Genomic DNA, 15,003 nt, shown 5'->3' with positions numbered 1-15,003 from the left:
CACTGTAGGAGCGAGCCTGCTCGCGATAGCGGTAGTTCAGACGATGGAGGACAAGGGCAGATTACTTACCCCCGCTGCGCCTCAGCCTCTTCATGGGCATGACGCAACCGCTCACGGCTGTTGGTCAGGTGCAAACGCATGGCGGCCCGCGCCGCATCGGAATCCTGACGGGCAATGGCGTCGTAGATTTCCTCGTGCTCACGGCTCAGGCGACTCATGTAGTGCTGCTGGTCGTCATGGGCCAGGCGCGCGGAGTTCAACCGTGTACGTGGAATGATGCTGGTGCCCAGGTGGGTCATGATGTCGGTGAAGTAGCGGTTGCCGGTGGACAGCGCGATTTCGAGGTGGAAGGCGAAGTCCGACGCCACGGCATCACTGGCATGAGCGGCGCTTTCGTTCAACGCATCGAGGGCGGCGCGCATGTTGGCCAGTTGTTCCGGATTGCGACGTTGCGCTGCCAGCCCGGCGGACTCCACTTCCAGGCTGATGCGCAGTTCCAGGATCGCCAGCACATCGCGCAAGGTCACCACGGTCGCCGGATCGATACGGAAACCGCTCGGGCTCGGCGTGTCGAGCACGAAGGTGCCGATACCGTGGCGGGTTTCCACCTGCCCTGCCGCCTGCAAACGGGAAATCGCTTCGCGCACCACGGTGCGGCTGACGCCATGGGCATCCATGATGGCCGACTCGGTAGGCAACTTGTCGCCACGCTTGAGATGACCGTCGCGGATCTGCTCGGACAGCACCGTCACCAGTTCCTGAGCGAGGCTGCGGCGCTTGCGTGGGAGGCGTGGTGCGTCGTTCAGGTTTTCCATGGTGAACATCTGTCTCGAAAAGTTCGGCTGCTGAAAGCACATCATAGCGCAACGCAGTTGTACGATCACCGTCAAGATGAGCACTGCCCCCTGTGGGAGCGAGCTTGCTCGCGATGACAATCTGTCAGGCAACATCGTCGTTGAATGTCAGTCAGCCATCGCGAGCAAGCTCGCTCCCACAGGGTAAGTGGTGTTTATGCGGTCACGGCCTGGTCCACCAAATGGCCATTCTCGATACGAACGTGCCGTGGGTGGAAGCGCTTCAAGCTGCTGCGATGGCCGACGCTGACAATGCTCAGCCCCGGCAACTCGTCGATCAGCGCCTGATACAGCGTGGCCTCGTCCTCTTCGTCCATCGCCGAGGTCGCTTCGTCCATGTACAGCCATTGCGGTGCATAAAGCAGCGCACGGGCAAAGGCCAGGCGCTGCTGCTCACCCGGCGACAACATGCGCTGCCAGTGGTTGGCTTCGTCGAGACGGGCAATCAGGTGCGGCAAGCGACAGGTTTCCAGGACCTGCACGTAGCGTTCGTTCGGATAGATATCGCCAGCCTGTGGATAACTGAGAACATCGCGCAGGGTGCCAATCGGCAAATACGGTTTTTGCGGCAGGAACAGGTAACGCGCCGCTGGCAGGCGAATACTGCCGTGGCCGGCCGGCCACAGATGGCCCATCGCCCGCAGCAGGGTCGACTTGCCGCTGCCGGAACGACCGCTGAGCATCACACGGTCGCCCTCCTCCACGGTCATGTCGGCGTTGGTCAGCAGGTGACGACCTTCAGCCAGGTCGAGGCCGAGGTTGTGCACCTTCAGCACCGAGCCCGAATTCTGTACGTCGATGGCCGGCGCACGCTCTTCGTTGTCACGCATGGCCTGGTGGAAGCTCAGCAGACGATCGCAGGTGGCGCGCCAGGAAGCGAGGCTCTGGTACGCACTGATGAACCAGCTGAAACTCTCCTGCACATTGCCGAATGCCGAGCTGATTTGCATCAGCTCGCCCAGTTCGATCTTTCCGGAGAGGTAACGCGGCGCGGCAACCATGAAGGGGAAGATGATGGCGGCCTGGCTGTAACCGGCGGTGAAGAACGTCAGGCGCTTGGACACCTTCATGATGTCCCAGAAGTTATGCCAGACCATCCCGAAGCGGCCGCTCAACCGACGATTTTCGTTCGGCTCGCCGTTGTACAACGCGATGCTTTCGGCATTCTCGCGAATCCGCACCATGGAGAAACGCAGATCGGCTTCGAAGCGTTGTTGTTGGTTGTTCAGGCCGATCAGGCGACGACCGATCAAATGCGTCAGCCAACTGCCCACCACGGCGTAAACCAGGACGCACCAGAACATGTAGCCGGGAATGGTGATGCCGAATACTTCAATGCTGCCCGACACGCCCCATAGAATGATCGAGAACGACACCAGGCTGACGATATTGCGCAGCAACCCGATCCCCAACTCAAGGGTGTTGGAGGTGAAGTTGTTGAGGTCTTCGGAAATCCGCTGGTCCGGGTTATCGGTGTAACCGCCCTGCTCCAGCTGGTAGTAATTCTTGTCGGCGAGCCAGCGCGCAAAGTGCTTTTCCGTAAGCCATGCCCGCCAGCGAATCGTCAGCATCTGGGTCAGGTAGAGCCGGTATACCGCGCCGACGATCGCCACCGCCGCAATCGCGCAGAAGTACAGGATCAGTTGCCAGAACGCCGCCTCGTCCTTCTTTTGCAGGGCGTTATAGAAATCCTTGTACCAGGTGTTGAACCACACCGAGATCCCCACGCTGATCAGCGACAACGCAATCACCGCGATCAGCAGTGTCCAGGCCTTGACCTTCTCTTCACTGCGCCAGTAAGGCGTGATCATCGCCCACACTTTGCGAAAAAACTGCCCGCGCACGGCGTCGTTGACCGCGGAATACTCAGCGTTCTGATTCATGGATAAGGCTCGCTAGAGAAAAGAACACAAACGAACCGATCATAGATGATCGGTTCGTTTTATCGTGAGATACGGCCTGCATTCGTTCAGCGCAGGTTCAGCGACGAACGGGACGCTTCTGCAGTTTGCGCTGCAGAGTGCGGCGGTGCATGCCCAAGGCACGGGCGGTGGCCGAGATGTTGCCTTCGTGCTCGGTCAGCACGCGCTGGATGTGCTCCCACTGCAGGCGGTCCACGGACATCGGGTTTTCCGGCACCAGGCTGTCGAGGTCGGCGTGTTCGGACAGCAGCGCCGCCAGCACGTCGTCGGCGTCCGCCGGTTTGCACAGGTAATTGCAGGCACCGCGCTTGATCGCCTCGACAGCGGTGGCAATGCTCGAATAACCAGTGAGAATCACCACGCGCATTTCCGGGTCCATTTCCAGCAACTTGGGCAGCAGCACCAGGCCGGAATCGCCGTCCATTTTCAAGTCCAGGGCGGCGTAATCCGGCAGATCGGCCTTGGCCAGTTCCAGGCCTTCTTCGGCGGAACTGGCAGTGCTGACGCGAAAACCGCGGCGGGCCATGGCGCGGGCCATGACACGGGTGAATGTGGCGTCGTCATCGACCAACAACAAATGCGGCAGTTCTTCGCCTTCGACTTGGATCTCTTCACTCATGTTCGTCTCCTCGGGCGACACGGGGCAGGCGCAGCTCGGTGAGCGTACCGCCTTCCTCATGACTGTAGAGTTTCACTGAGCCGCCGGCGCGTGTCACGCTGGCCTTGCTCAAAAACAGGCCCAGGCCGAAGCCTTTGCCCTTGGTGGTAAAAAACGGTTTGCCGATTTGCTCGGCGATGGCCAGCGGCACACCGGCGCCATGATCACGAATGCTGATGGTGAGATTTTCCCAATCCCAGTCCAGCGTCACTTGCAGCCCTTCGGGGCAGGCATCGGCGGCGTTGTTCAACAGATTCAGCAAGGCCTGGGTCAAGTCCGGCGGCGGCGCCATGCGCGGTACCGGGCCCTGGCCGAGGCGCTGGAAGCGATAACTGGCTTCCGGGCGCATCAGGTGCCAGCGATTGAGGGCTTCATCAAGCCAATCGGTGACGTCCTGGATCTCCACCGCCAACCGGCGATTGGCCTCCGCGGCGCGCACCAGATGCTGCAAGGTCTCTTTACACAACTTGACCTGATCCTGCAGCACGCTCAGGTCATCCTGCAACATCGGGTCATGGTGGTCCTGACGCATTTCCTTGAGTAGCACACTCATGGTCGCCAGCGGCGTGCCCAGTTCATGGGCCGCGCCGGCGGCCTGGGTGGCGACGGCCAGCAGTTGCTGATCGCGCAGGCCTTCTTCGCGACGAATGGCGCGCAGCTCTTCCTGACGGCGCAGCTCTTCGGCCATGCGCGCGGCGAAGAACGTGATCACCGCGGCGGCGAGGGCGAAGCTCAACCACATCCCGTACACCTGCAGGTTTTCCCGAGCGATCGGGAAGGTTTGCAGTGGGTAGAACTGTGCCAGCAACAGCGTGTACATCGTCAGCGCGATACCCGACAGGATCACCGAGTAACGCCATGGCAACGTCACCGCGGCAATGGTCAACGGCACCAGGTAATAGGAGACGAAGGGGTTGGTCGAGCCACCGGAGAAATACAGCAAGGCGCTGTGGATAAACAGGTCACAGGCCAGTTGCACGGCGTATTCGAGCTCGGTCACCGGCCACGAGGTACGCAGGCGAATCGCCGTGAACACGCACAACAGCATCGAACAACCGAGGGTCGCGGCCAATTGAAACCAGGGCAGTGGCAGCAATTCGAGCCAGTAGGCCAGGCCCACGGAACCGGCCTGTGCGGCCAGCACCAAGGTGCGGATGAACGTCAGCCGCCAGAGATTCTGGCGAGTGGCGGAAGTGATTTGAACGGGGGCGAGCATGAGCTCTCCTGATGAGCGCTCCAGGCGGATCGCAGGGAGTATAACCAAGCACGGGGGCTGACAGGCAAAAGTGCGGCAAACGGCCACAGGACCGGAAGATCCGCTGCGCCTGTAAGGCCGCCATCGTCGGAACGCCGCCCGGACCAAGCTCGCTCCCACATTTGGAATGCGCACTCCTGTGGGAGCGAGCTTGCTCGCGATTGGCCGCGAAGCGGCCCCTAACGACCCATCTGTATAGAAGTTGTAACTGTGCGAACCGGAGCATAAAAGCTAGAGTCTGATGGTTTCACGCAGGCCCGGACCATACCCCTGCGCACCTTCCAAGGAGCCTTCATGCACACATTCCGCCGCAGCGCCGCCCTCCTCGCCCTGAGTGTTGGCACCGTCGCCAGCCTCCCGGCCCTGGCCGCCGACGAGCTGCATTACAACCAGATTTCCCTGCGCGCCGAAGTCAGTCAGGAAGTGGCCCGCGACTTGATGATCGTGACCCTCTACACCGAAGAACAGAACAGCGACCCGGCCAAACTCGCCGCCGACGTCAGCACTGTAATGAACAAGGCGCTGGCCCAGGCCAAGAAAGTCAAGGACATCACCCTGCGTCAGGGCAGTCGCAACAGCTACCCGATCTACGATACCAAGGGCCAGAAAATCACCGGCTGGCGCGAGCGCGCCGAATTGCGCCTGGAAAGCTCGGACTTCGCCGCGCTGTCGAAGCTGACCGGCGAGCTGCTCACCGACCTCAAAATGGGCGGCATGGACTTCGCCATCGCCACCCCGACCCGCAAAGCCAGCGAAGACGCCCTGCTCAAGGACGCCGTGACCGCCTTCAAGGCCCGCGCCCAGCTTGCGACTGATGCTCTGGGCGGCAAGAGCTACAAAATCGTCAACCTGAACCTCAACAGCAACGGTTATCCACAGCCTTACCTGCGCGCGCCGATGATGATGAAAGCCGCCGCCATGGACGCCGCACCGGTGACGCCAGATGTTGAAGCCGGCACCAGCCAGGTCAGCATGACCGCCGATGGATCGATTGAAGTGCTGATGCCTTGAATCGATAGCCTTTTAAAAAAAAAACGGCGATCACTCACATGATCGCCGTTTTTTTATTTTTTTGGAGGGGACTGTTTTCAGGCATGAGCTATAACTGGAGAGTCCACCGGGAAAAGCCGGCAGTTGCACCGGGTGCAACTGAGATTGACTGGCCACTATCGGTGCAACAATAACCACTCTTATTCACGCCATACCCACCCCACAAAACGGGGTATGAATAAGTAACACCCCGCCCTGATCGGGAGCACCCTGCGCTCAGGACGCACCGTGAAAGTGCGTCGTTTGCACCGTAAAAATGCCGCGCAAACGGTTAAATGCGGCAGGATTTATACAAATGCGACATTAAGGTACGTTCGTACCACCGTTTCAGGCTTGTAGTCACTCTGGATCTTGCATTGGGTATGGCCCCTGCATAAGTATCCGCAGGCACGACTCACGAGGTCGTCCTCAAATTCCAAAAATGACAACAAATCATGAGGCCACCATGCTTAAACACGCGGTCATTCCGTTCTTAGTTGGCGCAAGCTTGCTAGCCAGCGCACCGTTCGCCCAAGCAGCGACTAACCTGGTGTTCTGCTCCGAAGGGAGCCCGGCCGGTTTCGATCCAGGTCAATACACCACCGGAACCGACTTCGACGCCTCTGCAGAAACCATGTTCAACCGCCTCACCCAGTTCGAGCGCGGCGGCACCGCCGTTACTCCTGGTCTGGCAACCAGTTGGGACGTCTCCGATGACGGCCTGACCTACACCTTCCACCTGCGTGAAGGCGTCAAGTTCCACACTACCCCGTATTTCAAGCCGACTCGTGAGTTCAACGCCGACGACGTGCTGTTCACCTTTAATCGCATGATTAACAAGGATGACCCGTTCCGCAAAGCGTACCCGACCGAATTCCCGTACTTCACCGACATGGGGATGGATACCAACATCACCAAGATCGATAAAGTCGATGACCACACGGTCAAGTTCACTCTGAAAGAAGTTGATGCCGCGTTCATCCAGAACATGGCCATGAGCTTCGCTTCCGTGCAGTCCGCCGAGTACGCCGCCCAGCTGCTCAAGGAAGGCAAGGCCGCCGACATCAACCAGAAGCCGGTCGGCACCGGCCCGTTCGTGTTCAAGAGCTACCAGAAAGACTCCAACATCCGCTACACCGGGAACAAGGACTACTGGAAGCCTGACGACGTGAAGATCGACAACCTGATCTTCGCCATCACTACCGACCCGTCGGTGCGTATTCAGAAGCTGAAGAAGAACGAGTGCCAGGTCACCCTGTTCCCTCGTCCGGCCGACCTGAAAGCGCTGAAGGAAGACAAGACCCTGAAGGTGCCTGACCAGGCTGGCTTCAACCTCGGTTACATCGCCTACAACGTGATGCCCAAGGTCAAGGGACAAACCGATGCGAACCCGCTGGCCGAGCTGAAGGTGCGCCAGGCGCTGGACATGGCGGTCAACAAGCAACAGATCATCGACTCCGTGTACCAGGGCGCCGGCCAACTGGCGGTCAACGCCATGCCGCCGACCCAATGGTCCTACGACACCACCATCAAGGATGCGCCGTACAACCCTGAGAAAGCCAAGGAGCTGCTCAAGGAAGCCGGCGTGAAAGATGGCACCGAAATCGTTCTCTGGGCGATGCCGGTACAGCGTCCGTACAACCCGAACGCCAAACTGATGGCAGAAATGCTGCAGTCCGACTGGTCCAAGATCGGCCTCAAGGTCAAGATCCAGAGCTACGAGTGGGGCGAGTACATCAAGCGCTCCAAAGGTGGCGAGAACCAGGCGATGCTGATTGGCTGGAGCGGTGACAATGGTGATCCGGACAACTGGCTGAACGTGCTGTTCGGCTGCGACTCGCTGGAAGGCAACAACTTCTCCAAATGGTGCGACAAGAAGTTCGACGGCATCGTCAAGGAAGCCAAGCGTACGACCGATCAGGCCAAACGCACCGAACTGTACAAGCAGGCGCAACACGTGCTCAAAGATGCTGTGCCTATGACACCTATCGCTCACTCGACGGTGTTCCAACCCATGCGCGACAACGTGCAGGATTTCAAGATCAGCCCATTTGGCTTGAACTCCTTCTACGGCGTCAGCGTCAGCAAGTAAGACATTGCAACGGCGACGTTTCTGACGTCGCCGTTGCTTTATCTACCGAGCAAGCAGGAATTTGCCTACATCCAAATCCGCAGCTGACTACAGCATCGGGGGAGGACGCGTCGCCATTTCCTACGAGCCTTTAGGACTTTACGCATTTACTGCCGGACCCGTGGCTCATACCGTCGGGATCCGACCAGCGCATGCGTGGGTCATCGGTTACTGCTGCGTGCATGGCTTGAAATCAATGATGCCTCTACGTCCGCAGACGGGACGGCGGCTCATTGACAACACTTTGAGAGAAAAGGAGCGTTATGCGCCATACCTTGGTTTTATCCGCATTGCTGGGCACCGGCCTGTTGGCCGCCACTTCCATCAGCCAGGCCGCCAACAACAGCCTGGTGTTCTGCTCCGAAGGCAGCCCCGCCGGTTTCGACACGGCGCAGTACACCACTGCGACCGACAACGACGCCGCCGAACCGCTGTACAACCGGTTGGCAGAGTTTGAAAAAGGCGCAACCAACGTCGTACCGGGCCTGGCCACGAGCTGGGATATTTCCGAGGACGGCCTCAAATATACCTTTCACCTGCGCGAAGGGGTGAAGTTTCATACCACCAAATACTTCACGCCGACCCGCGATCTCAATGCCGATGACGTGCTGTTCACGTTCAATCGCATGCTCGATCCGCAACAGCCTTTCCGTAAGGCATATCCGACAGAGTTTCCGTACTTCAACGGCATGAGCCTGAACAAGAACATCGCCAAGGTCGAAAAAAACGGGCCGCTGACCGTGGTCATGACGCTCAACAGCGTGGACGCCGCGTTCATCCAGAACATCGCCATGAGCTTCGCCGCGATCCTTTCGGCCGAATACGCCGACAAGCTGCTCGCCGAAGGCAAGCCGAGCGACATCAACCAGAAGCCGATCGGCACCGGACCGTTCGTGTTCAAGAGCTACCAGAAAGACTCGAACATCCGTTACACCGGCAACCAGTACTACTGGGACCCGAGCCGGGTCAAGCTCGACAACCTGATTTTCGCCATCAACACCGACGCCTCGGTGCGCGTGCAGAAACTCAAGGCCGGCGAGTGCCAGATCACCCTGCACCCGCGCCCTGCCGATGTGACCGCGCTGAAGAACGACCCGGCCCTGCAACTGATCGAGAAGCCTGGCTTCAACCTCGGCTACATCGCCTACAACGTGCGCCACAAACCGTTCGACCAGCTCGAAGTACGCCAGGCGCTGGACATGGCGGTGAACAAGCAAGGCATTCTCAATGCCGTTTATCAGGGTGCGGGGCAACTGGCGGTCAACGCCATGCCGCCGACCCAATGGTCCTACGACGACACGATCAAGGACGCCGCCTACAACCCGGAAAAAGCCAAGGAGCTGCTCAAGGCTGCCGGCGTCAAGGAGGGCACTGAAATCACCCTCTGGGCCATGCCGGTCCAGCGTCCGTACAACCCCAACGCCAAGTTGATGGCCGAAATGCTCCAGGCTGACTGGGCGAAGATCGGCCTCAAGGTCAAGATCGTCAGCTATGAGTGGGGCGAGTACATCAAGCGCACCAAGAACGGCGAACACGACATCAGCCTGATCGGCTGGACCGGTGACAATGGTGATCCGGACAACTGGCTGGGCACGCTCTACAGTTGCGACGCCATTGGCGGTAACAACTACTCGATGTGGTGTGATCCGGCCTACGACAAGCTGATCAAGCAGGCCAAGGTCGTCACCGATCGCGACCAGCGCACCCTGCTCTACAAACAGGCGCAGCAGTTGCTCAAGCAGCAAGTGCCGATCACGCCAGTCGCCCACTCAACGGTCAACCAGCCGCTGAGCGCCAAAATCGAAGGGTTCAAAGTGAGCCCGTTCGGTCGCAACGTTTTCTCGGGTGTCAGCATAGAAAAATAACCGATTAGCCAGAAATGCCGGGGGGCAGATTTTCCGCCCTCACGCAGACGCTTTGCCGTCTTTTGCCAATTTGGCCGACAGCAAACGTTTGCGATGCCGTGAATGAGTTCTAAACCAATAGCCGGATCACAAAAAAAGACCGGCATAAAAATAGAAAGTAAGGAGCTTTACCCATGAAACTGAGCAGCACCGCGTTATTGGCCTTGGCCATAAGCAGCGTAACCGCCACGGCTTACGCAGAAACCCAAAGCCAGGCCTTCACCCCGGTTACCGTGAACGAGAAAAGCGCCCAAAGTGAAGCCACCGGCTTTGTCGAAGGCCAGTCGATCACCGGCACCACGCGTAACTGGTACGCCAACGAACAACTGCAACGCGGCGCCAAGTTCGCCTACAAGAAGGACGGCGTTTCGACCCCGACCGATCGCCGGATCAACTGGGTCCAGGGCACCATCCTCAAGTACAACTCGGGCTTCACCGAAGGCACTGTCGGTTTCAGCACTGAAGTCGCCGCCTACAACGCCGTTGCCCTGGACCGGGACCGCAAAGACCTGGCGTCCAACAACGGTGGCGCACCGGGCTCTCGTCCAGGCGCGGGCAACAACCGTACCCTGACCAAGGAAGGCGGCGACGCTCAAGGCCAGTGGAGCAAACTGGGCCTGGCCAACGTCAAGGCCCGTGTCTCCAACAGCACCCTGACCGCCGGCCGCATGAACTTCAGCAGCCCGATGGTCGACGTGATCGGTAACCGTGCACTGCCTTCGAGCTTCCAGGGCGTGGCCATCCACAGCGAAGAACTGAACAACCTGGCCTTCGACCTGGCCACCTTCGACCGCAACTCTCCGCGTACCGAAGAAAGCCTGCGCAAATTCCGCACCGAATACGCCAACGGCATCGTCGAATCCGACCACATCTACACCGGCGGTATCACTTACAACCCGCTCGCCAGCCTGACCACCAGCCTCTGGGCGACCCAGGCTGAAGACATCTGGAACCAGTACTACTTCGGCGCCTCTCACGTACTGGGCGACAGCCAGGTACTGAGCCTGACCACCGGCCTGAACTACTACAAAACCAAGGAAACCGGTAAAGCCCTGATCGGCGATATCGACAACGACACCTACTCGCTGTCGTTCGGTCTGACCCACCAGGCCCACACCCTGACCTTCTCGTACCAGGAAGTGAACGGTAACGAGTACTTCGACTACCTGCACGAAACCAACGGCATCTACCTGGCCAACTCCCTGCTGTCGGACTTCAACGGCCCGAACGAAAAATCGTTCCAGGTTGCCTACGGTCTGAACATGGCCGAATACGGCGTGCCGGGCCTGAAGTTCAACATCTACCAGGCTCGCGGCTGGGGTATCGACGGTACTCACTACACCGGCAACGGCGGCGTGGCCGGCAAGGGTTACGACGGCATCCAGTCCCAGGATGGCGAACACCACTATGAATACGGCATCGGCGCAACCTACGCCGTGCAGAGCGGCCCGCTCAAGGCCACCACGATCCGCGGCACCTACACCGCTCACCGTGCCAGCGAAAACCAGGCTGACGGCAGCATCAACGAGTTCCGTCTCGTGACCACGGTTCCGTTCAACATCCTGTAATGCCGCTGCCGAACGGCTGATTCATTGACGAATTGGCCGTTCGGCTTTTGTCCTTTAACTGATTGCAGAGGGTTCTTGATGAAAATGCTTCCCCTACGTGCGGCCATCGCGGCTGCGTTGCTCAGTGTCGCTGTCGGTGTCTCGGCCAAACCGCTGGTGGTTTGTACCGAAAACAGCCCCGAAGGCTTCGACATGGTCCAGTACACGACTGCAGTCACAGCCGATGCGGTGGCCGAAACCATCTTCAATCGCCTGGCAGACTTCAAACCCGGTACCACCGAAGTGATTCCGGCGCTGGCCGATTCCTGGGATATCAGCGAAGACGGCCTGAGCTACACGTTCCACCTGCGCAAAGGCGTCAAGTTCCACACCACCGAATACTTCAAGCCGACCCGCGACATGAATGYCGACGATGTGGTCTGGAGCTTCCAGCGCCAGCTGGACCCGAATCATCCGTGGCACAAACTGTCGAGCGTGGGCTTCCCGTACTTTGAAAGCATGGGCTTCAAGGAGCTGCTCAAGAGCGTCGAGAAAGTCGACGACAACACGGTCAAGTTCACCCTGACCCGTCCTGAAGCACCGTTCCTGGCCGACATTGCCATGGCCTTCTCTTCGATCTACTCCGCCGAGTACGCCGACCAGTTGCTCAAGGCCAACAAGACCGGCGACCTGAACAACAAACCGGTCGGCACCGGCCCGTTCGTCTTCCAGCGTTACAACAAGGACGCCCAGGTTCGCTTCAAGGCCAACCCGGAGTACTTCCGTGGCAAGCCACCGGCCGATGCGTTGATCCTGGCCATCGCCACCGACAACAACGTGCGCCTGCAGAAGCTCAAGGCCAACGAGTGCCAGGTCGCGCTGTATCCAAAACCGGATGACATTCCGAGCATCAAGAAAGACGACAAGCTGAAGGTCGATGAGCTGAATGCGATGACTGTCGCGTACATCGCCATCAACACCACGCACAAGTACCTGAGCGATGTACGGGTGCGTAAAGCCATCGATATCGCCTTCGACAAGGAAGCTGCTGTCAACGCGCTGTTCGGCAAGGGCAATGCAACAGCCGCAGTCAACCCGTTCCCGGACACCCTGTTGGGCTACAACCACACACTGAAGAATCCGGCCCGTGATCTGGACAAGGCTCGCGCCCTGCTCAAGGAAGCCGGCGTACCGGAAGGCACCACCTTCACCCTGTTCACCCGCAACGGAGGCGGCGCAACCAACCCGAACCCGATGCTCGGCGCACAGATGATGCAGGCCGACCTGGCCAAGGTCGGGATCAAGATCGACATTCGCGTGATGGAATGGGGCGAAATGCTCAAGCGCGCGAAAAACGGCGAGCACGACATGGTTTCCGCCGGATGGGCGGGCGATAACGGCGACCCGGATAACTTCCTGACGCCTATGCTCAGTTGTGAAGCGGCCAAGAACGGCGAAAACTATGCACGCTGGTGCAATGACAAGTTCCAGGCCCTGATCGATCAGGCCCGGGAAAAAACCGACCCGGCCGAGCGTGCAGCCCTGTACGAGCAGGCCCAGGTCATTTTTAACCAGGACCAACCGTGGATCAGCCTGGCGCACACTCGAATGTTTACCGCAATGCGCAACAACGTAGAGGGCTATCACATTAGCCCCCTCACCACCAACAACTTCGCCACCACCCAGGTGAAGTAATAAGAAAACTCCCGGCATGCCTGACCCTGGCATGCCGGGCACGCCTAACCGGCTGATGAGGTACAACACACGATGTTTAGTTTTATTGCCCGCCGACTGGGGTTACTGATCCCCACGTTCTTCGGTATCACCTTGCTGACTTTCGCGTTGATTCGCATGATCCCGGGCGACCCCGTGGAAGTCATGATGGGAGAACGCAGGGTCGATCCCGAAATGCACGCTCAGGCAATGGAACGCCTAGGTCTGAACAAACCCCTGTATGCCCAATACCTGGATTACATCGGCAAACTGGCCCACGGCGATCTCGGTGAATCCCTGCGTACCCGTGAAAGCGTCTGGACCGAATTCACCTCGCTGTTCCCCGCGACCCTGGAACTGTCCTCGGCCGCGCTGTTGTTCGCCGGTGTCCTGGGCCTCTTGGCCGGAGTGATCGCGGCACTCAAGCGAGGATCCCTGTTCGACCATGGGGTGATGGGCATCTCCCTGGCGGGATATTCGATGCCGATCTTCTGGTGGGGCCTGATCCTGATCATGTTCTTCTCGGTGTCGCTGGGCTGGACCCCAGTGTCCGGGCGGATCGACCTGCTCTACGACATCGAGCCACGCACCGGCTTCATGCTGATCGATACACTGCTGGCCGATGACGTCAGCGCGTTCCTCGATGCCCTGCACCACCTGATCCTGCCGGCCATCGTGCTGGGTACCATCCCGCTGGCGGTGATCGCGCGGATGACCCGTTCGTCGATGCTCGAAGTGCTGCGTGAAGACTACATTCGCACCGCCAAGGCCAAGGGTCTGTCGCCGTCGCGCGTGGTGTTCGTGCACGGTCTGCGTAACGCGCTGATTCCGGTACTGACGGTGGTCGGCCTGCAAGTCGGCACCCTGCTGGCCGGCGCGGTTCTGACCGAGACCATCTTCTCGTGGCCGGGCATCGGCAAATGGCTGATCGAAGCCATTGGCGCCCGGGATTACCCCGTCGTGCAAAACGGCATCCTGTTAATCGCCTGCCTGGTGATTGTGGTCAACTTCGTAGTGGACATCCTCTACGGCTTTGCCAACCCACGCATCCGTCACCAGCGCTGAGATCATGACCATGACCACTCCAATTCCATCGGTAGCAGTCGATCAAAGCCTGCTGTACCCGTCTCCGTACAAAGAATTCTGGCAAGCGTTCTCCAAGAACAAAGGTGCCGTCGCCGGCCTGATGTTCATGTTGCTGGTGATTTTCTGCGCGATCTTCGCCCCGTGGGTTGCCCCCCACGACCCGAGCGAGCAGTACCGCGATTTCCTGCTGACCCCGCCGGCCTGGCTGGAAGGTGGGCAACTGCAATTCCTGCTCGGTACCGACGAACTGGGCCGCGACCTGCTGTCGCGCCTGATCACTGGCTCGCGCCTGTCACTGATGATCGGCTTGTCATCGGTGGTGATGTCGTTGATTCCGGGCATCCTGCTGGGCCTGTTCGCCGGGTTCTTCCCGCGCGTGGTCGGCCCGACCATCATGCGCCTGATGGACATCATGCTGGCCCTGCCGTCCCTGCTGCTGGCCGTGGCGATCGTTGCCATCCTCGGCCCTGGCCTGATCAATACCGTGATCGCCATCGCCGTGGTGTCCCTGCCGTCCTACGTTCGTCTGACCCGCGCTGCGGTGATGGGCGAACTGAACCGCGACTACGTGACCGCCGCGCGCCTGGCCGGTGCCGGCCTGCCACGCCTGATGTTCGTCACCGTGCTGCCTAACTGCATGGCGCCGCTGATCGTTCAGGCCACCCTGAGCTTCTCCTCGGCGATCCTCGATGCCGCCGCACTGGGCTTCCTCGGCCTTGGCGTACAACCGCCAACCCCTGAGTGGGGCACCATGCTGGCTTCGGCTCGCGACTACATCGAACGCGCCTGGTGGGTGGTGAGCCTGCCTGGTTTGACCATTTTGCTCAGCGTGCTGGCAATCAACCTGATGGGCGACGGCCTGCGCGATGCGCTGGACCCGAAACTCAAGAACGCCGCCTGAGGA

General features: G+C 59.6%; 11 protein-coding genes. 7 read left to right on the top strand and 4 right to left on the bottom strand.

The genetic code is table 11. The features are described from left to right. Positions 1–65 precede the first annotated feature (65 nt). The 4 genes from AC1DU9_RS07730 to AC1DU9_RS07715 all read right to left on the bottom strand — a co-directional run bounded on the left by AC1DU9_RS07730 (position 66) and on the right by AC1DU9_RS07715 (position 4,650). Entirely contained in the window at positions 66–815 is a 750-nt protein-coding gene (locus AC1DU9_RS07730; protein WP_223458665.1) for a FadR/GntR family transcriptional regulator, read from the bottom strand. A 194-nt stretch (positions 816–1,009) separates the two neighbouring features. Continuing rightward, positions 1,010–2,737, bottom strand: coding sequence for an ABC transporter ATP-binding protein/permease (locus AC1DU9_RS07725; RefSeq protein ID WP_223458663.1), 1,728 nt, complete (start codon positions 2,735–2,737; stop codon positions 1,010–1,012). A 97-nt stretch (positions 2,738–2,834) separates the two neighbouring features. Beyond that, the gene (locus AC1DU9_RS07720) at positions 2,835–3,395 is read right to left on the bottom strand and encodes a response regulator transcription factor (RefSeq protein ID WP_007981466.1); all 561 of its coding nucleotides are present in this window, start codon (positions 3,393–3,395) and stop codon (positions 2,835–2,837) included. Then, positions 3,388–4,650, bottom strand: a complete 1,263-nt coding sequence (locus tag AC1DU9_RS07715) for an ATP-binding protein (RefSeq protein WP_223458661.1) — start codon at positions 4,648–4,650, stop codon at positions 3,388–3,390. Before AC1DU9_RS07715 ends, AC1DU9_RS07720 begins: the two co-directional genes overlap by 8 nt. Before the next feature lie 333 nt (positions 4,651–4,983). Here AC1DU9_RS07715 and AC1DU9_RS07710 point away from each other — a divergent pair, with 333 nt between their 5' ends. The 7 genes from AC1DU9_RS07710 (at position 4,984) to AC1DU9_RS07680 (ending at position 15,000) form a co-directional block, all read left to right on the top strand. Beyond that, complete coding sequence (locus AC1DU9_RS07710) at positions 4,984–5,700, top strand: SIMPL domain-containing protein (protein WP_223458658.1); 717 nt, start codon at positions 4,984–4,986, stop codon at positions 5,698–5,700. Between the two features lie 484 nt (positions 5,701–6,184). Next, positions 6,185–7,810: an ABC transporter substrate-binding protein gene (locus AC1DU9_RS07705; protein ID WP_223458655.1), complete on the top strand. Its 1,626-nt coding sequence runs from the start codon at positions 6,185–6,187 to the stop codon at positions 7,808–7,810. A gap of 302 nt (positions 7,811–8,112) precedes the next feature. Beyond that, positions 8,113–9,714, top strand: coding sequence for an ABC transporter substrate-binding protein (locus AC1DU9_RS07700; RefSeq protein ID WP_477809979.1), 1,602 nt, complete (start codon positions 8,113–8,115; stop codon positions 9,712–9,714). A gap of 173 nt (positions 9,715–9,887) precedes the next feature. Next, entirely contained in the window at positions 9,888–11,321 is a 1,434-nt protein-coding gene (locus AC1DU9_RS07695) for an OprD family porin (protein WP_223458650.1), read from the top strand. A 78-nt stretch (positions 11,322–11,399) separates the two neighbouring features. Beyond that, positions 11,400–12,995, top strand: a complete 1,596-nt coding sequence (locus tag AC1DU9_RS07690; RefSeq protein ID WP_477809978.1) for an ABC transporter substrate-binding protein — start codon at positions 11,400–11,402, stop codon at positions 12,993–12,995. Positions 12,996–13,067: 72 nt separating this feature from the next. After that, positions 13,068–14,078, top strand: coding sequence for an ABC transporter permease subunit (locus tag AC1DU9_RS07685; protein ID WP_223458645.1), 1,011 nt, complete (start codon positions 13,068–13,070; stop codon positions 14,076–14,078). 10 nt (positions 14,079–14,088) lie between these two features. Then, complete coding sequence (locus tag AC1DU9_RS07680) at positions 14,089–15,000, top strand: ABC transporter permease subunit (protein WP_223458643.1); 912 nt, start codon at positions 14,089–14,091, stop codon at positions 14,998–15,000. The last annotated feature ends 3 nt before the right edge of the window (positions 15,001–15,003 follow it).

This window comes from Pseudomonas sp. P4_C1 (genome assembly GCF_056402155.1).
This window is presented reverse-complemented; position numbering and strand designations above follow the sequence as displayed.

Bases quoted from the DNA above. Each gene is read 5' to 3' on its own strand.
- AC1DU9_RS07705 (WP_223458655.1), top strand. From the start codon at position 6,185: ATGCTTAAACACGCGGTCATTCCGTTCTTAGTTGGCGCAAGCTTGCTA.
- AC1DU9_RS07725 (WP_223458663.1), bottom strand. From the start codon at position 2,737: ATGAATCAGAACGCTGAGTATTCCGCGGTCAACGACGCCGTGCGCGGG.
- AC1DU9_RS07730 (WP_223458665.1), bottom strand. From the start codon at position 815: ATGGAAAACCTGAACGACGCACCACGCCTCCCACGCAAGCGCCGCAGC.
- AC1DU9_RS07685 (WP_223458645.1), top strand. From the start codon at position 13,068: ATGTTTAGTTTTATTGCCCGCCGACTGGGGTTACTGATCCCCACGTTC.
- AC1DU9_RS07680 (WP_223458643.1), top strand. From the start codon at position 14,089: ATGACCACTCCAATTCCATCGGTAGCAGTCGATCAAAGCCTGCTGTAC.
- AC1DU9_RS07695 (WP_223458650.1), top strand. From the start codon at position 9,888: ATGAAACTGAGCAGCACCGCGTTATTGGCCTTGGCCATAAGCAGCGTA.
- AC1DU9_RS07710 (WP_223458658.1), top strand. From the start codon at position 4,984: ATGCACACATTCCGCCGCAGCGCCGCCCTCCTCGCCCTGAGTGTTGGC.
- AC1DU9_RS07700 (WP_477809979.1), top strand. From the start codon at position 8,113: ATGCGCCATACCTTGGTTTTATCCGCATTGCTGGGCACCGGCCTGTTG.
- AC1DU9_RS07715 (WP_223458661.1), bottom strand. From the start codon at position 4,650: ATGCTCGCCCCCGTTCAAATCACTTCCGCCACTCGCCAGAATCTCTGG.
- AC1DU9_RS07720 (WP_007981466.1), bottom strand. From the start codon at position 3,395: ATGAGTGAAGAGATCCAAGTCGAAGGCGAAGAACTGCCGCATTTGTTG.